Annotated in this window: 16 protein-coding genes; 8 read left to right on the top strand and 8 right to left on the bottom strand. The window is 67.5% G+C overall.

What is annotated here, in order from left to right:
• Positions 1-668 precede the first annotated feature (668 nt).
• The 3 genes from XINFAN_RS17200 to XINFAN_RS17190 all read left to right on the top strand — a co-directional run bounded on the left by XINFAN_RS17200 (position 669) and on the right by XINFAN_RS17190 (position 4,699).
• A complete protein-coding gene (locus XINFAN_RS17200; protein WP_124088104.1) occupies positions 669-1,328 on the top strand; it encodes a glutathione S-transferase family protein in 660 nt (219 codons plus the stop codon).
• Between the two features lie 114 nt (positions 1,329-1,442).
• Positions 1,443-2,462, top strand: a complete 1,020-nt coding sequence (locus tag XINFAN_RS17195; protein ID WP_124088103.1) for an LLM class flavin-dependent oxidoreductase — start codon at positions 1,443-1,445, stop codon at positions 2,460-2,462.
• Between the two features lie 278 nt (positions 2,463-2,740).
• A complete protein-coding gene (locus XINFAN_RS17190; protein WP_124088102.1) occupies positions 2,741-4,699 on the top strand; it encodes a DNA gyrase/topoisomerase IV subunit B in 1,959 nt (652 codons plus the stop codon).
• A gap of 197 nt (positions 4,700-4,896) precedes the next feature.
• Here XINFAN_RS17190 and XINFAN_RS17185 read toward each other — a convergent pair whose 3' ends face one another.
• From XINFAN_RS17185 to XINFAN_RS17165, 5 genes are all read right to left on the bottom strand, one after another.
• Positions 4,897-6,117: a glycosyltransferase family 4 protein gene (locus XINFAN_RS17185; RefSeq protein WP_124088101.1), complete on the bottom strand. Its 1,221-nt coding sequence runs from the start codon at positions 6,115-6,117 to the stop codon at positions 4,897-4,899.
• A gap of 7 nt (positions 6,118-6,124) precedes the next feature.
• The gene (locus XINFAN_RS17180) at positions 6,125-7,093 is read right to left on the bottom strand and encodes a lysylphosphatidylglycerol synthase domain-containing protein (protein WP_199286453.1); all 969 of its coding nucleotides are present in this window, start codon (positions 7,091-7,093) and stop codon (positions 6,125-6,127) included.
• A gap of 172 nt (positions 7,094-7,265) precedes the next feature.
• Complete coding sequence (locus XINFAN_RS17175; RefSeq protein WP_124088100.1) at positions 7,266-7,664, bottom strand: c-type cytochrome; 399 nt, start codon at positions 7,662-7,664, stop codon at positions 7,266-7,268.
• Positions 7,665-7,792: 128 nt separating this feature from the next.
• Positions 7,793-8,467 (bottom strand): ABC transporter ATP-binding protein, encoded by a 675-nt coding sequence (locus tag XINFAN_RS17170; protein WP_124088099.1) that lies wholly within the window; start codon positions 8,465-8,467, stop codon positions 7,793-7,795.
• Positions 8,460-9,746 carry a lipoprotein-releasing ABC transporter permease subunit gene (locus XINFAN_RS17165; protein WP_124088098.1) on the bottom strand — a complete coding sequence of 429 codons (1,287 nt, stop codon included), beginning with the start codon at positions 9,744-9,746 and terminating at the stop codon, positions 8,460-8,462. The genes XINFAN_RS17170 and XINFAN_RS17165 overlap by 8 nt, the downstream gene beginning before the upstream one ends.
• A 231-nt stretch (positions 9,747-9,977) precedes the next feature.
• Between XINFAN_RS17165 and XINFAN_RS17160 the strand changes: the two genes are divergently transcribed.
• The gene (locus tag XINFAN_RS17160; protein WP_124088097.1) at positions 9,978-10,244 is read left to right on the top strand and encodes a hypothetical protein; all 267 of its coding nucleotides are present in this window, start codon (positions 9,978-9,980) and stop codon (positions 10,242-10,244) included.
• Positions 10,245-10,287: 43 nt separating this feature from the next.
• On the opposite strand, the gene trhA is transcribed toward XINFAN_RS17160, so the two are convergent.
• From trhA to proS, 3 genes are all read right to left on the bottom strand, one after another.
• Entirely contained in the window at positions 10,288-10,953 is a 666-nt protein-coding gene (gene trhA / locus XINFAN_RS17155) for a PAQR family membrane homeostasis protein TrhA (RefSeq protein ID WP_124088096.1), read from the bottom strand.
• A 200-nt stretch (positions 10,954-11,153) separates the two neighbouring features.
• The gene (locus XINFAN_RS17150) at positions 11,154-11,648 is read right to left on the bottom strand and encodes a DUF2937 family protein (protein ID WP_124088095.1); all 495 of its coding nucleotides are present in this window, start codon (positions 11,646-11,648) and stop codon (positions 11,154-11,156) included.
• Between the two features lie 10 nt (positions 11,649-11,658).
• Positions 11,659-12,999, bottom strand: a complete 1,341-nt coding sequence (proS, locus tag XINFAN_RS17145; protein ID WP_124088094.1) for a proline--tRNA ligase — start codon at positions 12,997-12,999, stop codon at positions 11,659-11,661.
• Positions 13,000-13,219: 220 nt separating this feature from the next.
• Between proS and XINFAN_RS17140 the strand changes: the two genes are divergently transcribed.
• The 4 genes from XINFAN_RS17140 to XINFAN_RS17125 all read left to right on the top strand — a co-directional run bounded on the left by XINFAN_RS17140 (position 13,220) and on the right by XINFAN_RS17125 (position 18,973).
• Positions 13,220-14,311 (top strand): AI-2E family transporter, encoded by a 1,092-nt coding sequence (locus tag XINFAN_RS17140; RefSeq protein WP_124088093.1) that lies wholly within the window; start codon positions 13,220-13,222, stop codon positions 14,309-14,311.
• Positions 14,308-14,985: a P-loop NTPase family protein gene (locus XINFAN_RS17135; RefSeq protein ID WP_124088092.1), complete on the top strand. Its 678-nt coding sequence runs from the start codon at positions 14,308-14,310 to the stop codon at positions 14,983-14,985. Before XINFAN_RS17140 ends, XINFAN_RS17135 begins: the two co-directional genes overlap by 4 nt.
• A 66-nt stretch (positions 14,986-15,051) precedes the next feature.
• On the top strand, positions 15,052-17,253 hold the full coding sequence (locus XINFAN_RS17130) for an RNA degradosome polyphosphate kinase (RefSeq protein WP_124088091.1): 2,202 nt from the start codon (positions 15,052-15,054) through the stop codon (positions 17,251-17,253).
• Between the two features lie 130 nt (positions 17,254-17,383).
• Positions 17,384-18,973 carry a Ppx/GppA family phosphatase gene (locus XINFAN_RS17125; protein ID WP_124088090.1) on the top strand — a complete coding sequence of 530 codons (1,590 nt, stop codon included), beginning with the start codon at positions 17,384-17,386 and terminating at the stop codon, positions 18,971-18,973.
• Positions 18,974-19,116: the final 143 nt, after the last annotated feature.

The raw sequence follows: 19,116 nt of genomic DNA, 5'->3' as shown, positions 1-19,116 counted from the left end.
CAACGGGGGCGGCGGGGGGCATTCCGGGCAGAGGCTGTGAACTCATACGCATACTCCTGACGCTGATCCGCCAGTCTTCGCGTGTCGGGCCGCGGCGCGCTTTGATCCGCGTCAATGCGGCGGATTTCCACAGGGCAGCGCGGCCGATCCGCCACATCCGTGCTGTCTGACAAAGCGCAGCCTGACAAAACGGAACAGGGTGGCTTCGGATCAGAAGCCACCCTGCCTACGAAGGAAATTCATGTCACAATACCGCAAGTAAAGAGACCACCGCGAAACCACGGCCGGGGCGCCTGCGGGCAGCCCCGCATTCTGCCGTAAAACCAGCATAACCTGGTGGATTTCCGCCACCTAACGCTTTTTCCCCGGGCTTTGGCACCGGATCTGATCGGGCTTGTTTTACAAATGAATTATCTCGCCCCGCGTCCGCCCCCGCCATGGCCGCGGCGCCCGGATCGCCCCGCGCGGACGCAAACCACAAGCGGGTGGCAGGGAATCACCCTTTCGCCCGCGCCGGTCGCCGCAGCATGCCCGCCCCCTTGCGGCCGGACGGCGGAAAAGAAAATCCCCTTCTGCGTCTGCGGCCGCCTGTGCCATGGCGTCCCCCCGCGCTTCCCGTTATGGATAGGGCGACCCGCCCCTGCCCTGCCTGCCCCGGAGCCCCGGCCATGATCACCCTCTACGGCGTCTGTCGTTCCCGTGCCTCGCGCCCGCTCTGGCTGCTGGCCGAATGCGGCGCCGATTTCATCCATGTGCCGGTCATTCAGGCCTACCGGCTGAAAGACGCCCGCGCCGCGGATGCAGCCCTGAACACCGTCTCGCCCGCTTATCTTGCGGTCAACCCCCAGGGCCAGATCCCCGCGATGGAGGAGGACGGCCTCGTGCTGACGGAATCGCTGGCGATCACGCTGCATATCGCGCGCCGCCACGGCGGCTTGCTCGGCCCGCAGGATGGCGCGGAACAGGCGCTGATGGAGCAATGGGCCCTGTTCGCGGCCACCTCGGTCGAGACGCCCGCGCTGGAAATCCTTTACGCGATCGGCGCCGGTGGCGAGAGCCAGCCCGAGACCCGCGCCGCCATCGCCGTCAGCGCCGAGAAGCTGCGCCGCCCGCTGGCGCGGCTGGAGCGTCACCTGACCGCGCATGACTGGATGGTGGGCGACCGCTTCACCGTGGCGGACATCAACACCGCCGAATGCCTGCGCTACGCCCAGGAACACAGCGCCCTGATCGCGGAATTCCCGAAGGTGAAAGCCTGGATCGGGCGCTGCCAGGCCAGGCCGGGCTTTCAGGCGATGTGGGAAAAGCGGCTCGCGGAACCGGCCTGAGCGCAACCGCGCACAGTCGCTGCGCATCGGCGCCACTGGCAGAGCGCGGGCCGCGCCCCCAGTTTCTGCTCCAACGCGCGCCTTCGGGGCCGCGCCAGAGCAAAGGGCCTTGTCATGAAGAAAATCGGTTTCCTCTCCTTCGGCCACTGGTCGGGCCAGCAGGGTTCAGTCACCCGTTCCGCCGAAGACGTGCTGCTGCAATCCATCGAACTGGCCGAGGCCGCCGAGGAACTCGGTGCCGACGGCGCCTGGTTCCGGGTGCATCACTTCGCGCGCCAGCTTTCCTCGCCCTTCCCGCTGCTCGCCGCCATCGGCGCGCGTACGAAGCGGATCGAGATCGGCACCGGCGTGATCGACATGCGCTACGAGAACCCGTTCTACATGGCCGAGGACGCGGGCGCCGCCGATCTGATCTCGGGCGGGCGGCTGCAACTCGGGATCTCGCGCGGCAGCCCCGAACAGGTGATCGACGGCTGGCGCCACTTCGGCTATGCGCCGAAAGAAGGCGAGACGGATCAGGACATGGCGCGCGACCATGCGCTGAAGTTCCTCGAACTGATGGAGGGCAAGGGCTTCGCCAAACCCAATCCGCGCCCGATGTTCCCCAATCCGCCGGGCCTTCTGCGGCTGGAGCCGTTCTCCGAGGGGCTGAGGCAGCGGATCTGGTGGGGCGCGGCCTCGGATGCGACGGCGGTCTGGGCGGGCACGCTGGGCATGCATCTGCAAAGCTCGACGCTGAAACTCGACGAGAGCGGCGAGCCCTTGCATGTCCAGCAGGCGAAGCAGTTGCGCAAATACCGCGAGGCCTTCGCCGCCGCCGGGCACAGCCACGCGCCGCGCACTTCGGTCAGCCGCTCGATCTTTCCGCTGATGGACGACCGGGACCGGATGTATTTCGGCGACGGAAGGCCGGAACAGGACCAGATCGGCCAGATCGACAATTTCCGCGCCGTCTTCGGCCGCAGCTATGTCGGCGAGCCGGACCGGCTGGTCGAAATGCTGAAACAGGACGAGGCCATCGCCGAGGCCGATACGCTGTTGCTGACCGTGCCGAACACGCTGGGGGTGGAGTATAACGCCCATCTGCTGGAATCGGTCCTGAAACATGTTGCGCCCGCGCTCGGCTGGCGCTGAAAAAGAACGCGCCGCCCTTGCGGGCGGCGCTGCCTCCGGCGGGGATATTTCGAGACAGAAAATGCCCGGCCTGCTTATTTTCTGTCTCTGAATATCCTGGGGGTGAGCGCGCCAGCGCGAGGGGGTGAGGATGCAGGCGCCATTGGTTCGAGCCAGCATCTTCGGGCCCCCTCCTGCCCGGCCGCCCCGATGCGGCGACACCGCATCTTGCGCCCGCCCCCTCAGGGATGGTCTAATGCTGCGGCAACGAAGAACAGAGCAGCCCCCCAGAGCGCATGATGTCCAAAGACCTTCTCGCCCCCACGGCGGCCCAGAGCTATGACGCCTCATCGATCGAGGTGCTTGAGCCCCTGGAAGCCGTGCGCATGCGCCCGGGCATGTATATCGGCGGCATCGACGAGCGCGCCTATCACCATATGGCGGCCGAGATCCTCGACAACGCCATGGACGAGGCCGTCGCGGGCCACGCCAACCGCATCGAGGTGGAGCTGAACGCCGACGGATCCGTGCTGATCCGCGACAACGGCCGCGGCATCCCGGTCGATCCGCATCCGAAGTTTCCCGACAAATCGGCGCTGGAGGTCATTCTCTGCACGCTGCACGCGGGCGGCAAGTTCAACGGCGACGCTTACGAGACGAGCGGAGGGCTGAACGGCGTCGGCTCGTCGGTGGTCAACGCGCTGTCGGACATCCTGCGGGTCGAGGTGGCAAGGAACCGCGAGCTCTATGTCCAGGAGTTCTCGCGCGGCAAGCCGCTCGGGCCGGTGGAAAAGATCGGACCCGCCCCCAACCGGCGCGGCACCACGGTGATCTTCCATCCCGATCCCGAGATCTTCGGCCATCAGACCTTCCGCCCCTCGCGGCTGATGAAGATGGTGCGCTCGAAGGCCTATCTGTTCTCGGGCGTCGAGATCCGCTGGAAATCCGCCCTCCCCGATGGCGACATGCCGCAGGAAGCCACCTTCCACTACCCGGGCGGCCTTGCGGAATATCTGTCCGACCAGCTGGCGAAGGAATCGACCTATGCCGAGAAGCCCTTCGCCGGAAAGGTGGGGTTCCGCGAGAAATTCGGCGTGCCGGGCTCGGTCGAATGGGCGGTGAACTGGACGCCGATGCGCGACGGTTTCATCTCGTCCTACACCAACACGGTGCCCACGCCCGAGGGCGGCACCCATGAGGCGGGGTTCTGGGCCGCGATCCTGAAAGGCATCCGCGCTTACGGCGAGCGGGTGAAGAACCGCAAGGCCGATCAGATCACCCGCGAGGACATGCTGACCGGCGGCTGCGCGCTGATCTCGATCTTCATCCGCGAGCCGCAGTTCGTGGGCCAGACCAAGGACCGCCTCGCCACTGAAGAGGCGGCGAAATGGGTGGAAAACGCGGTGCGCGACCATTTCGACACCTGGCTTGCCGCCGATCCGAAATCGGCGGGCGCGATCCTCGACTTCCTCGTGCTGCGCGCCGAGGAGCGGCTGAAACGCCGCGCCGAGAAGGAGACGCAGCGCAAATCCGCCACCCGCAAGCTGCGGCTGCCGGGGAAGCTGGTCGATTGCTCGGCCTCGAACCGGGCGGGGACGGAACTGTTCATCGTCGAGGGCGACAGCGCCGGGGGCAGCGCCAAAGGCGCGCGCGAGCGCAATTTCCAGGCTTTGCTGCCCCTGCGCGGCAAGGTGCTGAACGTGCTGGGCGCGGCCTCGAACAAACTGGGCGACAATGCCGAGATCCGCGACATCTGCGAGGCGCTCGGCGTCGGGATGGGCGCGAAGTTCCGGGTCGACGATCTGCGCTACGATAAGATCATCATCATGACCGACGCCGATGTCGACGGCGCGCATATCGCCTCGCTTCTGATGACCTTCTTCTTCACCCAGATGCGGCCGCTGATCGACAAGGGCCATCTCTATCTCGCCTGCCCGCCGCTCTACCGGCTGACCCAGGGCGCGAAGCGGCTTTACGTCGCCGACGACGCCGAGAAAGAGGAATGGCTGGCGAAAGGTCTGGGCGGCAAGGGCAAGATCGACGTGCAGCGCTTCAAGGGGCTTGGCGAGATGGACGCCAAGGACCTGAAGGACACCACGATGAATCCTGCATCCAGAAAGCTGATCCGGGTGTCGATCGACGAGGATGAAAGCGGCTCGACCGGCGATCTGGTCGAGCGGCTGATGGGCAAGAAGCCCGAGCTGCGCTTTCAGTTCATCCAGGAAAACGCCCGTTTCGCCGAGGAACTGGACGTCTGACCGGGCGGAGCCGCGGCGCCTGGGAAAGGTCAGCGGCTCTGCCCGCTGTGGCATGTGAACAGCCTGTAGCCTGCCCCTCCTGTAGCCTGTCCCAGTGGGGCGTTCGTGCTCGATGACGCTCCGCCGGGGCGCTGCATGGCCCATCGCCCGCTCTTTCCGCAGCGTCGGCCATCCCGTGGCCGGGCGGAAGGCCCGCCTCAGCCCCGTGGCGGGATGATCCGCGAGCAGGGCGCGCGCTTTTCGCCCAAGGCCGCGAAGATTTCGTCCAGCGCGGCGCCGAATGAGGCGCGCTCGTCGAAGAAACGCGCACCTGCGCCCGCGCAGGCCGCCGCGCGGCGGGCGAGTTCCGCGCGGTCCGCGATCAGACGCCCGAGCGCGGCGCTCATCGCGGGCACATCGTCCGCCGGAAAGGAAACCGCCGCCTCGCCCAGGTAGGCCGCCGCCGGGCAGACATCCGAGACCACCACCGGCCGTCCGGCCAGCACCATCTCCACCGCGACCTGGTTGAACCCTTCGATAAAGCCCGAGCGGGTCGGCACCACGCCGATCTGGCATCCGGCCAGCACCTCGCGCAGCCGGGCGCGGTCGCACCAGCCATGGAAGGTGAAGCTGTCGCCCAGCCCCGCCGCCGCAGCGGCCGCGCGCATCGCCTCCAGCGCGGGGCCGGTGCCGCAGATGTGGAACTGCGCCGGAGTGCCCTGCGCCGCAAGACTGCGCCCGGCCCGGATCAGATCGAACACGCCCTTGTTGGCCTCGACCCGGCCCACGAAGGCGATCCCCGGTCGCGTGGCCGCCACATCAGGCGGCTTGATCCCGCCGTAGTGATGCGGGCGGTAGAGCGGCAGGAATTCGATCACCGGCGAGAGCCGGTCCCCTGCCAGCCGGCGGACCTGTCCGGTCACCACATCCGAACAGCTCAGCACCGCCGCCAGCCGCCCGGCGCAGGCGCGGCCGAACCCGGCAAGCCACAGCCGCTGCATCGGGCTGGGCCGCGCCCCCTCGCGCCACAGCCGCGTGTGCAGCACCTGCACCACCGTCACGCCCCGGCGCAGCAGCGGCGCGTAGAAGACGGGCTGGCTGTCCTCGGCCAGCACCACCAGATCGGCGCCGAAGCGCCGCGCCTCGGCCATGTTGCGCCGCGCCTTCCGCCATTCGGCCCAATACCAGGAAAGGCCGGTTTTCCCGGCCGAGGGGTTCTCGCGGCGGACCAGTTCGATCCCGCGCCCGCTCAGGCGCCCGGCGTCATCGCCCTCATGGGTGCAGGTCACCCGCGCGGTGGCGCCGTGGCGGGCGCAGGCCTCGTAGAACTGCCGCGAATAGGCGACATGCGACGTGCTGCCATCCTCGCGCCCTTCGATGAAATCGCGCAGGGTGCCGAAGGCATTTCCGGGGCCAGCCGTGTAAAATACCCTTGGCACAGGTGCATCACGCTCCTTCCGGCTGGCGTTTGCCGCGAAGCTGTCCGTGCTCGAACAGGGCCACCAGGATCAGGCCGAGGATCAGCGGGAAGATCAGGTAGAACATGCGGAACACCAGCAGCGCCGCCAGCACCGTCTCGGGCTCGAACTCCGGCAGGCCGGTGATCACCGCCAGTTCAAACACCCCCAGCCCCCCCGGCGCATGCGACAAAAGCGCCAGCGAGAAGCCGACCACGAAGACCCCCATCACCACCATATAGCCGGGGTTGCCCTCGGCCGGCAGCGCGAAATAGAGGATCCCGGCGGCGAACAAGAGCTCCACCGGCGCGATGGTCACCTGTTTCAGCGCGATCGGCAGCCGCGGATAGGAGATGTGGAAATTGCGGATCCTGAGATCGGGCAGACCGAGCGCCGAAGAGATCAGATAGAGCACCACGATCATCAGCGTTGCAGCCGCCAGCCACTGCACCAGGGTGGGCGACAGGAACTGCGTCAGCCGGTCACCCAGATCGGGCGTCACCAGGAACGCGACCCCCAGCACGATCATCACCGCCAGCGAGAAGGTCAGCGAGCAGAAGGTGACCAGCACGCCCACCTCGGGGCCGCTCAGCCCCTTGGTCGTATAGGCGCGGTAGCGGATCACCGCCCCGGTGAAGGCCGAGGCCCCGATGGTATGCGCCAGCGAATAGGTGGTCAGCGCGCAGCCGGTGACAAAGCCAAACCCCACCCGCTTCTTCAGATGCTGAAGCGCGATCACGTCGTAAAGCGCGAGGTTGACGTAGCAGCACAGGGTGCAAAGCACGATCAGCCCCCAGTGAACCGGCGTGATGGCGGCGAAACCGGCCCAGAGCGCCTGCCAGGACATGTCCTGAAGTTCATGTGCGAGAAACCAGAACGAGACCGCGATCGCCGTAAGGCCGATCGTCGGCCAGATCAGTTTCTTCCATTTCGCGCTGCTGCCGGAGATGCCTGCCACCTAAAATTTCCTGCTGTTCTCTGCCTCATCCGGGTAATTTCGTAATCCTGCCCGGTTTGCTTAAGGAAACCCATTCCCGGCCCGAGGGCAATTCCGGCGGGGCGGAAATCGCGCGGTATCACGATTTTCTGTAGCGCGGCCGGCGGAGGGCGCGGGCAGCACACGCGGAAGGTTAGTTCTGAAGGGTCTCCAGATATTCCGCCAGTTGCACGAGGCGCAAAGGCGTGGGCGTGGCGATACCGTCGCCGCCATCGAAGGGCACCAGATCGGAGTCGAGCAGCGCGGCGAATTCCGGCATCACCGCATGATCGTCCTGATTGCCGGTATAACCCCAGATCTTGGCCATCACCCGGGTGCCGGGGAATTTGCCGCCGTTCTTCGCGCTCAGCCGGGTCAGATCGGCGGGTTTCGCGCGCAACCCGCCCGCCGCCAGCCCGTCACCCTTCCCCGAGGCGCCATGGCAGCCCGCGCAGAAATCCGCGTAATCCCCGGCGCCCGAGGGCGTCTTCGGCCGGTCGATACAGGCGGCAAGGGCCAGGACCAGGGGCAGGATCATCAGGGCGCGGCACATCTCGGTCTCCGTTGCTGGTCAGCTGCGTGAGAGAAGCCCTGGCAGACAAGCGCCCGCCGCGCAAGCGCGGCAAATGATCTCTCCGCCGCGCAAACGGGTTGCGGGTCGCGCAGACGCGGGCGCGAGCCTCAGACCACCCGGCCCTGGTCGAGCCGCACGATCCGGTCCATCCGCGCCGCCAGCTCAAGATTGTGGGTGGCGATCAGCGCCGCCATGCCGGTGCCGCGCACCAGCGCCATCAGCGCGGCGAAAACCTGGTCCGAGGTGGCAGGGTCGAGGTTGCCGGTCGGCTCGTCCGCCAGCAACAGACCGGGCCCGTTCGCCAGCGCCCGGCAGAAGGCCACGCGCTGCTGCTCGCCCCCCGACAAAGCCGCCGGGCGGTGGCTGGCGCGGGGGCCGACGCCGACCATTTCCAGAAGCTCCATCGCGCGAGCCCGCGCCGCCGCCGGGGCGGTGCCGTTGGCAAGCTGCGGGATCACCACGTTTTCCAGCGCGGTGAATTCGGGCAGCAGATGATGGAACTGGTAGATGAAGCCCACGTCGCCGCGCCGCGCCTCGGTGCGGGCGCGGTCGGAAAGGCCGCCCATCTCGCGCCCCGCCAGCAGCACCCGCCCGCTGTCGGGCGTATCCAGCAGACCCCCGATATGCAAAAGCGTCGATTTTCCGGCGCCCGAGGGCGCGACCAGCGCCACCACCTCGCCCACCCTCACGCTGAGCGAGGCGCCGCGCAGCACCTGGACCTCGGAGGGTTTCCCCGGGTTGTAGCCCTTGGTGATCGCGTCGAGGGTGAGGGCGTCACTCATAGCGCAGGGCCTCCACCGGGTTCATCCGCGCCGCGCGCCGGGCCGGGAACAGGGTCACCCCGAAGGACAGGCCCAGCGACAAAGCCACCGCGGAAAACACGTCCCATGCCTGTAATTTCGCGGGCAGGCTGTAGATACCGCGGACCGAGGCATCCCAGACCTCGCCCCCGTTCAGCCAGGAGATGAAATCCATCACATGCTCCATGTTCAGCGCGATCAGGCAACCCAAAGCCACGCCGCAGATCGTGCCGATCACCCCGGTGACCGAGCCGCAGATGAAGAAGATCCGCAGGACCGAGCCCTCGGTCAGCCCCATGGTGCGCAGGATGCCGATGTCGCGGCCCTTGTTCTTGACCAGCATGATCAGGCCGGAAACGATGTTTAGCGAGGCGATCAGCACCAGGATCGACATGATGAGGAACATCACATTGTCCTCGATATCCAGCGCGCGCAGGAACGAGCCGGCCGAGTCGCGCCAGGTCCAGGGCATCGCCTCGGGCCCGGCGGCGTTCAGCACCGGCAGCACCATCTGGTCGATCCGGTCGGGGTTTTCGACGATGACCTCGATCTCGTCGGCGAAACCCTCGCGGTTGAAGAAGCTCTGCGCCTCGGTGAAGGGCATGTAGAGCCGGGACTTGTCGATGTCGAGGCGCCCGGCGGTGAAGATATAGACCACATCATAGGCGTTGGTGCGCGGTGCCGTGCCCATGGCGGTGCGCACACCCGAGGCCGAGATCACCCGCACCCGGTCGCCCACCGTCACCCCCAGCTCGCGCGCGATGCCCGAGCCGAGCGCGATTCCGTTCGGGAAATCGGCCAGATCGCCGATGGCAGTGGCGCCCTCGCCCACCCGGGGGATCGCCGCCAGTTCTTCCGGCGCGATGCCGAAGACCTCGGCCCCCACGGTGCGCTCGCCGTCCGAGACCATGACCTGGCCCTTGATCTGCGGCGCGGCGCGGGTCACGCCCGGCACCCCGGCGATGCGCGCGGCCAGATCGTCGTAACCGGCAAAGCCGCGGATGCGCCGGCCGTTCTCGTCCATCCGGTCGCTGGTGTAGACCGTCAGATGGGCGTTGGCGCCAAGGATCGTGTCTACCATTTCCTCACGGAACCCGGACCGGACCGCCAGCGTCACGACCAGCGCCATCACCGCGAGCGTGATGCCGGTCAGGCTGATCCAGGTCATGGTGGAGACGCCGCCCTCGGCCCGCTTCGCGCGCAGGTAGCGCCAGGCGATCATCCACTCGAATGCCGAGAAAGGTGCGGTTCTTGCTGCCATCTGCCTGCTGCCCGAGAATGCCCGGCCTGCGGCGCCCGGCGGATCGCGGCGAACCTGACCCGCGCCGCCCCAAAGGTCAAGGCGCTCGCGCGGGGCTCGCGGCGGCGTGAGCCCGGCAAGGTTCCGCCCGCGCCCGGTTTCCCCCCTGGCGGCGGGGGTCACTTTCGCTCACAAGCGCCTCGCGGTCGCGTGAAGGCCGCGGCAATCATGTGCAGTCAACGGAGTCTTCCGATGCGTATCGCCCCGCTTCTCGCCGCCCTCAGCGCCGCGGCTTTCCTTGTCGCCTGCGACGACAAGCCCGCCTGCACCGAGGCCGAGGCCGAAAAGAAGCTGACCGAGCTGATGACCAGAATGCAGGAAGTCGGCGCGACCAGTCCCGAAAAGCTGGCCGCGCTTGCGCCCAAAGCCCAGGATCTGGCCGCGAAGGCGCAGGCCAATGGCGGCGACATCGGTGAGGCCTGCAAGGCCATCGACGCGATGATCGCGGAACTGAAGTAAGATCTTTCTGCCGGGCCGGTGCTTCCGGCCCGGCGGCGCGGCCTCAGACCGCGACCGCCACCGCGATGGCGGCGAAATGCAGCCCCGAGGCCACCGCGACGAACAGATGCCAGATCGCGTTCTGAAACCGCAGCCTGTCCCAGACGTAGAAGGCCACCCCCGCCACATAGGTCAGCCCGCCTGCGAGCAGCAGCCAGAGCGAGGCCTCGGGCAAAGCCATGGTCACCGGGCCGATGGCGATGATGCCGACCCAGCCCAGCAGGATATAGACGAGGATCGCCAGCCGGTCGAACCGCCCCGGCAGCACGATCTTGACGAGGATCCCCAGAAGCGCGCCCGACCAGACCACCGCGCCCAGCCCCCAAGCCCAGCCGGGGCTGTCGAACTGCGAGATCACCGCCGTATAGGTGCCCGCGATCATCACATAGATCATCGAATGGTCGAACCGGCGCAGCAGCCATTTCACCGCCGAGGGCGGCGCCATGTTATAGGCCAGCGAAAAGCCGAACATCAGGAAGAACCCGGCCGCATAGACCGCAAGCGCCGCGAACACCCCGATGCCCGAGGTTTGCAGCGCATGAAACAGCAAGAGTGGAAAGGCGATCAGCCCGGCCAGCAGCGCCAGCGCATGGACGATACCGTCGGCGAGGATCTCTCCGGTCGAGAAGGTGCGCTTGAACAGGCGCCTGTGGTCGGCGGGCAGGGTCATGTCTTCAGTCTTGCAGAAAAGCGTTACCGTAAAATGACGCTGCACCGCCGCAAAAGCAACGCCGGGCGGATCAAACTGACGTAAGGTGACGGGCTCCGGCTCCCGGCAAAACGCCGCAGGCCCGGTGATCGGGCGGCGGGAAAGCCCCTGCCCGGCGCAGGCGATCCCGGGGGCGCAGTCCAGGATCAGAGCGGGCGGTGTCAGCCGCCGGCAAAACGCCGCAGCGGCCACAACAGCAGCGCGAGCAGCCCCGACAGCGCCGCGCCACCACCGAGGAACCCGATCCCCGCCGCCGCCAGCCCGTCAAGGGTAACGGGAACCGCCGGGCGGAAATCGCTCCATGTGGCGGCCAGCGTTTCCGGATCGCCCAGCCGTTGCGGCATCAGCATCCGCTCCAGCGGCCCCGCCGCGCGCAGGGCGACCAGATTGTCGGAAAGCCGCGCATGGCGCAGGAAGGTGCGGCGCAGATCCTGCTGGCGGTCGCTCAGGAAGGCGGTGCCGGTCAGCTCGGCCAGCGCATCCTCGCGCGTCAGCCCGTTCTTCTGCGCAGATGCGTCGAAATCCTGCACCACCACGGTCAGCGCGTCGACCTGCCCCGCCAGCCGTTGCAGATATTGCTGCGAGAATTCGGGGAACTGGGAAAGGCCGGTCCCGCCTGCGAGCGCACCCACCAGGAAGACGGCCTTTCCGATCATTCCCGCCCCCTCAGCGATGCGCGGCGTAGATCTGTGCGATCCGGTCCACCGCGGCCTCGGGCGACATCTCCTCGCTCTCGCCGGTGCGGCGCGAGGTCAGTTCGACCACGCCATTCGCGAGGCCCCGCGGGCCGACGGTGATCCGCCAGGGCAGGCCGATCAGATCCATCGTGGCGAATTTCGCCCCGGCGCGCTCGTCGCGGTCGTCGTAGAGCGGCTCCAGCCCCTTCGCGAGCAGGGCCTTCTCCAGCCCCTCGCAGGCCGCATCCGCCGCCGCGTCGCCCTGTTTGAGATTGACGATGCCGACCGGGAAGGGCGTCACGCCCTCGGGCCAGATGATGCCCTTGTCGTCGTGGCTGGCCTCGATGATCGCGCCCAGAAGGCGCGAGACGCCGATCCCGTGGCTGCCCATCTCGACCGGCACCTTGCTGCCGTCTTTCGTGACCACGGTCGCGCCCATGGCCTCGGAATATTTGGTGCCGAAATAGAAGATCTGGCCGACCTCGATCCCGCGGCCGACCTTGCGGTGGTCCTCGGGGATCTGATCGAACAGTGCCGGATCGTGGGTCTCGTCGGTGCGGGCGTAGAGCGTGGTGAACTCCTTGCAGATCCCCTCGACCTCGGCGCGGTCGTCGTAATCGACCTGACGCGCGCCCAGCTTCAGCCCGGTCACCCGGTCGTCGTAGAACACTTCCGACTCGCCGGTGTTCGCGAGCACCAGGAATTCATGGGTGTTGTCGCCGCCGATCGGCCCCGAGGCCGCGCGCATCGGGATCGCGGTCAGGCCCATCCGCTCATAGGTGCGCAGGTAGCTGACCATATGGCGGTTGTAGGCGTGCAGAGCCGCCGCCTTGTCCACGTCGAAATTGTAGCCGTCCTTCATGTAGAATTCGCGGCCGCGCATCACGCCGAAGCGCGGGCGCATCTCGTCGCGGAATTTCCACTGGATATGGTAGAGCGTCAGCGGCAGGTCTTTGTAGCTGGAGACATGGGCGCGGAAGATGTCGGTGATCATCTCCTCGTTCGTCGGCCCGTAAAGCATGTCGCGCTCGTGCCGGTCCTTGATGCGCAGCATCTCCTGGCCGTAATCGTCGTAGCGGCCGGATTCGCGCCACAGATCGGCGGGTTGCAGCGTCGGCATCAGCAGCGGGATGTGACCCGCGCGCTGCTGTTCCTCATGCACGATCTGCTCGATGCGTTTCAGAACCCGGTAGCCGAGCGGCAGCCAGGAATAGATCCCCGCCGCCTGCTGCCGGATCATGCCGGCGCGCAGCATGTAGCGGTGCGAGACGATCTGCGCCTCGGCGGGGTTTTCCTTCAGCACGGGCAGAAAATAACGGGAAAGACGCATCCTGGCCTCATCAGATCCGGTTCCCGCCGTTCCTAGCGGCTGGCGCGGCTTCGGGCAAGCACAAGCGCCGGGGGAAATTCTGCGGCGGGCTCTTCGGCCCTCACGGGCCTCTTCGCCAGCGATAAGACCCGTAAGGGTCGATGAGCGGCGGGGGATGCGCCCTTGCGCTGCGGGGCGGGGCGGGCAATATCAGCGGGGAAGGCAGGCAGACAGGGCAGACATGGCGCTTCCGATCCGCGATCAGCTGAAATACTGGGGCCTCGCCGCCATCATCCTGTTGCTGATGCTGTGGCTTATGGGGAACGTGCTTCTGCCCTTCCTCGTGGGCGGCGCCATCGCCTATTTCCTCGATCCCGTCGCCGACCGGCTGGAGCGCACCGGCATGTCGCGCACCTCTGCCACCGCGCTGATCAGCCTCGTCGCGGTGCTGATCTTCATCCTGCTCACGCTGGCGATCATCCCCACCCTGGTCAACCAGCTGACCGCGCTGGTCAATGCCGCGCCCGACATCTTCCAGCGCCTGCACGGTTTTCTGCTGGAGCGCTTCCCCGACCTCGCCGATTCCACCTCGACCGTGCGGCAGTCGCTCGATTCCATCGGCAAGGCGATCCAGTCGCGCGGCGCGGAACTGGCGAACGGGCTGCTGACTTCGGCGCTTGGCCTCGTGTCGATGCTGATCTTTCTGGTGGTGGTGCCGGTCGTCGCCTTCTATCTGCTGCTGGACTGGGACCGGATGATCACCCGGATCGACGCGCTGCTGCCGCGCGACCATGCGCCGGTGATCCGCCGCCTCGCCCGCGAATCCGACCAGGTGCTGTCGGGCTTCGTGCGCGGCCAGGTCACGATCTGCATCATCCAGGCGATCTATTACTCGGTGGGGCTGATGCTCGCGGGGCTGCAATTCGGCCTGATCGTCGGCGCCATCGCCGGGACGATCACCTTCATCCCCTATGTCGGCGCGCTTCTCGGCGGCGTGCTGGCGATCGGGCTGGCGCTGTTCCAGTTCTGGGGCGACTGGCTCAGCCTGCTGCTGGTCGTCGTCGTCTTTGCCATGGGCCAGTTCATCGAGGGCAATATCCTGACGCCCAAGCTGATGGGCAAATCGGTGGGCCTGCATCCGGTCTGGCTGCTGCTCGCCTTGTCGGCCTTCGGCTCGCTGTTCGGCTTCGTCGGCATGCTGGTGGCGGTGCCGGTCGCGGCGGTGATCGGCGTCCTCGTGCGCTTCGCGGTCGAGAGATACCAGGAGAGCCCGCTTTACTCGGGGCGCCCGCCCACCGTCATCCTGCCCGTCGAGCGCGGAGACCGGAAGTGAGCCGCCAGCTCACCTTCGATCTGCCCCCGCGCGAGGATCTTCGGCGCGAGACCTTCCTCGTCACGCCGCGCACGGCGCTGGCGCTTTCGGCGGTGGACGGCTGGCGCGACTGGCCCGGCGGCAAAATGCTGCTGACCGGCCCCCGGGGCTCGGGCAAGAGCCATCTGGCCGCGATCTGGGCCGAAGACTGCGGCGCGCTGCGGATCGACGCCCGCGATCTGGCGGCGGCGGATCTGCCGTTCCTTGCCCAGGGCGGCGCGGTGGCGGTCGAGGATGCGGCCGCGATCGGCGGCAGCCGCGCGCTGGAAGAGGCGCTGTTCCATCTGCACAATCTTCTTTTGCCGCAGGGGCGGCTCATGATCACCGCCGCAACTCCGCCGCGGGACTGGGGCCTCGTGCTGCCGGACCTTCTGTCCAGGATGCAGGCCGCCGCCGTCACCCGGCTGGAGGCCCCCGACGATGCGCTGCTCTCGGGCGTGCTGGTCAAGCTGTTCGCCGACCGCCAGATCCAGCCGCCGACCGCGCTGATCCCCTGGCTGCTGGCGCGGATGCCGCGCTCGGTGGGGGCGGCGCGCGAGATCGTGGCGCGGATCGACGCGCTGGCGCTGGCGCGCGGGGCGGCGCCCGGGCTGCGCATCGCAGCCGAGGTGCTGGAAGAGCTGCCGCCGGAATAGACCCGTTCACCCTTCTGTTACAGAATGTTCGTAACGATGCCGCGTCCTCAACAGTATAAGCCGCTCATGACACAGGCAGATTTCCTCAAATCCGACCCCCCCGCCGCCGTCGCGCTTTCCGACGACGACATCGGCGGCGCGAAGCGGTTCTTCAACCGCGAGCTGAGCTGGCTCGCCTTCAACTGGCGCGTGCTGGAAGAGGCCACGAATCCGGCGGTGCCCTTGCTGGAACGGCTGCGGTTCCTGTCGATCTCGGCGACCAACCTTGACGAGTTCTACACCGTCCGGGTGGCGGGGCTGCGCGCGCTGCGCCGCTCGGGCAACAGCGTGATCTCCGAGGACGGCCGCACCCCGGCCGAGCAGCTGACCCTGATCAACGCCGAGGCACGGCGGCTGATGCAGGTCCAGCAGACCACGTTCAAGAAGCTGCGCGCCGAGATGGAAGAGGTGGGGATCGTCCTGCTGACCCGCTCCAAGCTGACGGCGCGGGATCTGAAATTCCTGGAAGAATACTTCCTGTCGAACGTCTTTCCGGTGCTCTCGCCGCTGGCCATCGACCCGGCGCACCCGTTCCCCTTCATCCCCAACACCGGCTTTTCGCTGGCGCTGGAACTGGAGCGCACCACCGACAAGCGCAAGCTGAACGCGCTTTTGCCGATCCCGCAGCAGGTGACGCGGTTCGTCGCGCTGCCGGGTAAACCCGGCGAGGACCGCTTCCTGCCGCTGGAGGAATTGCTGCTCCTGCATCTCGACATGCTGTTCCCCGGGTTCTCGGATCGCGGGCACTGCACCTTCCGGGTGCTGCGCGACAGCGACCTCGAAGTCGAGGAAGAGGCCGAAGATCTGGTCCGCGAATTCGAGACCGCGCTGAAACGCCGCCGCCGGGGCGAGGTGATCCGGCTGAAGATGTCCGCAGGCGCGCCGCCCGAGTTGCGCGCGCTGATCATGGAAGAGATCGACGCCGACGAGGACGAGGTGATCGAGGTCAGGGGCCTGATCGGGGTCGCCGATCTGAAGGCGCTGGTGCTGAACTCGCGCCCCGATCTTCTCTGGCCGCCCTTCACCCCCCGCGTGCCGGAACGGGTGCGCGACCACGAGGGCAATATCTTCGCCGCGATCAAGCAGAAGGACATGCTTCTGCACCACCCCTATGAGACCTTCGACACCGTGATCCGCTTCCTTGAACAGGCGGCGCGCGATCCGAACGTGCTGGCGATCAAGCAGACGCTCTACCGCACCTCATGGGACAGCCCGATCGTCTCGGCGCTGTGCGAGGCGGCGGAGAGCGGCAAATCCGTCACCGCGCTGGTCGAGCTGAAGGCCCGCTTCGACGAGGCCGCCAACATCCGCCAGAGCCGGCGGCTGGAGCGCGCCGGCGCCCATGTGGTCTACGGGTTCATGAACCTGAAAACCCATGCCAAGATCTCGACGGTGGTGCGGCGCGAGGGCGACAGCCTCGTGACCTACACCCATTACGGCACCGGCAACTACCATCCGATCACCGCGCGGATCTACACCGACCTCTCGCTTTTCACCTGCGACGCCGCCCTGGGCCGCGATGCGACCCGGGTGTTCAACTATCTGTCGGGCTACGTCCAGCCCCAGGGGCTGGAGAATCTCGCCATCTCGCCGATCACGCTGAAGCCGCGTCTGCTGGCGCTGATCGCGGCCGAGGCCGAACATGCGAAGGCGGGCCGCCCGGCCGAGATCTGGGCCAAGATGAACAGCGTGATCGACGCCGAGGTGATCGACGCGCTTTACGCCGCCAGCCAGGCCGGGGTGAAGATCAGTCTGGTGATCCGCGGCATCTGCGGGCTGCGCCCCGGGGTGCAGGGCCTGTCCGAGAACATCCGCGTTAAAAGCATCGTCGGCCGCTTCCTCGAACATTCGCGCATCGTCTGTTTCGGCAACGGCTATGGTCTGCCGGCGCAGAAGGCGCGGGTCTTCATCTCTTCGGCCGACTGGATGGGCCGCAACCTCAACCGCCGGGTGGAAACCCTGGTCGAGGCGATGAACCCCACGGTGAAAAGCCAGATCCTGTCGCAGATCATGGCGGCGAATCTGGCCGATGAGGCGCAAAGCTGGGTGCTCTCGCCCGACGGCACCTATCACCGCGACCTCTCGGGCGAGGGGCCGCTGTTCAACTGCCACCGCTTCTTCATGGAAAATCCCTCGCTTTCGGGGCGCGGCACGGCGGGGGCCAAGGATGCCCCACGGATCCTCGCCTCCCGCGACGAAGAGGCCGCGAAACCGGTCGCAAACGGCTGATCCCTGCGGGCGATTTCCCCCTGCGCTCCGGTGCCGCAGGGGGCACGAATACAACGCGGACCGGGTTCATGCGGTTGACCGGGCGAAATCCTGCCTGCAAAAACAACGGTGACACGAACCCGGAGTTGCGATGAGCGCCGACGAACAGCCCACCCCGCCCGCAGCCGCACCTGCGGCCCCTGAGCCGCATCACGACGAGGAATGGGCGCCGTTCGGCCGGCCGCTGTTCCAGGATGACGGCGCGAGGGCGCTGTCGCGGGTGGGGGTGGTCGATGTCGGATCGAACTCGGTGCGGCTGGTGGTGTTCGACGGCGCGGCGCGCAGCCCGGCCTATTTCTACAACGAAAAGATCATGTGCGGCCTCGGCAAGGAGCTGGCCGAGACCGGCCACCTGCACCCCGAGGGCCGCAAACGCGCACTTTCCGCGCTGAAACGCTTCGCGCTGCTGGCGCGCGGGATGCAGATCGACCCGCTGACCGTGGTGGCCACCGCCGCCACCCGCGAGGCGAAGGACGGCCCCGATTTCCAGGAGGAAGTGTTCCGCGAAACCGGGCTGCGGCTGCATGTGATCGACGGCGCCGAAGAGGCGCGGCTCTCGGCCCAGGGGGTGCTGCTCGGCTGGCCCGACGCCAGGGGCGTGGTCTGCGATCTCGGCGGCAATTCGATGGAACTGGCGCGGATCGGCGATGGCAAGGTCGGCAAAAGGGTTTCGACCGGGCTCGGGCCGTTCCGTCTGCTGCAACTGGCGGGCGGGGCGAAGAAACGCCAGAACCATATCGACCGCATCCTGCGCGCGGCCCAGGGCCAGATCCGCTCGCAGGGGGAACGGATCTACCTCGTCGGCGGTTCGTGGCGGGTGATCGCCCGGCTGGATATGGAGCGGCGCAACTACCCCCTTCTGGTGCTGCACGAATACCGGATGACGCCGGAAAGCCTGCTCGACACGCTGGACTGGATCGCGGCCTCGGATCCGGGGATGCTGCGCGCGCGCACCGGCACCTCGGCCGAGCGGATGGAACTGGTGCCCACCGCCTGCGAGGTGCTGCGCGAACTGGTCAGGGTGCTGAAACCGAAAGAGATCGACGTTTCCGCCTACGGGATCCGCGAGGGCCTCTTGTTCGAGCAGATGCCCGAACGCCTGCGCGAGCGCGACCCGCTGATCGAGGCCGCGCGGATGACCGAGCGGACCCAGGCCCGGATGCCGGGCTTCGGCAAGAAGCTCAACGACTTTCTGGCGCCGCTGTTCCAGGGCGAAAGCAAGGACCGCCAGCGGCTGATCAAGGCGGCCTGCCTCCTGCACGACACCACCTGGCGCGCGCATCCCGACTACCGGGCCGAGGCCTGTTTCGACAACGCGACCCGCGCCAATCTGGGCGGGCTGGACCATCCGGGCCGGGTGTTTCTCGGCCTCGCGCTTCTGCACCGCTACAAAAGCTCGCGCGCGGGCAGCCGGCTGGAGCCCCTGTTCCGGCTTCTGTCCGACCAGGATCTGAAACAGGCCGAAGTGCTGGGCAAGGCGATGCGCTTCGGCGCGATGTTCGCCGTGGGCGATCCGGCGCGGGCGGGCAAGCTGATCTGGCTGCCGAAAAAGAAGGTGCTGGGGCTGGAGCTGACCGAGGAAGGCGCGGGCCTGTTCGGCGAGGTGGCGCAGGCGCGTTTCGCCTCGCTGGCGCTGGCGCTGAAGGCGCAGACGAAGATCGCGCTGGCGGCAGAGGCCTGAGCGGTGCCGGCGCCCGCCTATCCCGCCGTCCCGGCCGCGCAGCCTGCCGGAAGGCGTCGCCTGGCTTGAGGCCCGCCTCAATCCGGCGGTGGCCGGCACAGGCTGACGGGCAGCCACAACCGGAGGCCCGCCCCCCGGGACCC

The organism is Pseudogemmobacter humi (assembly GCF_900609055.1).
Lineage (GTDB): Bacteria > Pseudomonadota > Alphaproteobacteria > Rhodobacterales > Rhodobacteraceae > Pseudogemmobacter > Pseudogemmobacter humi.
The sequence above is the reverse complement of the archived record's forward strand: the minus strand, read 5'-3'. Positions and strand labels throughout refer to the sequence as shown.

Excerpts from the sequence above, each read along its gene's own strand:
- XINFAN_RS17160 (WP_124088097.1), top strand. The coding sequence starts at position 9,978 with ATGCGTATCGCCCCGCTTCTCGCCGCCCTCAGCGCCGCGGCTTTCCTT.
- XINFAN_RS17130 (WP_124088091.1), top strand. The coding sequence starts at position 15,052 with ATGACACAGGCAGATTTCCTCAAATCCGACCCCCCCGCCGCCGTCGCG.
- XINFAN_RS17175 (WP_124088100.1), bottom strand. The coding sequence starts at position 7,664 with ATGTGCCGCGCCCTGATGATCCTGCCCCTGGTCCTGGCCCTTGCCGCC.
- XINFAN_RS17195 (WP_124088103.1), top strand. The coding sequence starts at position 1,443 with ATGAAGAAAATCGGTTTCCTCTCCTTCGGCCACTGGTCGGGCCAGCAG.
- trhA (WP_124088096.1), bottom strand. The coding sequence starts at position 10,953 with ATGACCCTGCCCGCCGACCACAGGCGCCTGTTCAAGCGCACCTTCTCG.
- XINFAN_RS17190 (WP_124088102.1), top strand. The coding sequence starts at position 2,741 with ATGTCCAAAGACCTTCTCGCCCCCACGGCGGCCCAGAGCTATGACGCC.
- XINFAN_RS17170 (WP_124088099.1), bottom strand. The coding sequence starts at position 8,467 with ATGAGTGACGCCCTCACCCTCGACGCGATCACCAAGGGCTACAACCCG.
- XINFAN_RS17200 (WP_124088104.1), top strand. The coding sequence starts at position 669 with ATGATCACCCTCTACGGCGTCTGTCGTTCCCGTGCCTCGCGCCCGCTC.
- proS (WP_124088094.1), bottom strand. The coding sequence starts at position 12,999 with ATGCGTCTTTCCCGTTATTTTCTGCCCGTGCTGAAGGAAAACCCCGCC.
- XINFAN_RS17165 (WP_124088098.1), bottom strand. The coding sequence starts at position 9,746 with ATGGCAGCAAGAACCGCACCTTTCTCGGCATTCGAGTGGATGATCGCC.
- XINFAN_RS17150 (WP_124088095.1), bottom strand. The coding sequence starts at position 11,648 with ATGATCGGAAAGGCCGTCTTCCTGGTGGGTGCGCTCGCAGGCGGGACC.
- XINFAN_RS17125 (WP_124088090.1), top strand. The coding sequence starts at position 17,384 with ATGAGCGCCGACGAACAGCCCACCCCGCCCGCAGCCGCACCTGCGGCC.
- XINFAN_RS17140 (WP_124088093.1), top strand. The coding sequence starts at position 13,220 with ATGGCGCTTCCGATCCGCGATCAGCTGAAATACTGGGGCCTCGCCGCC.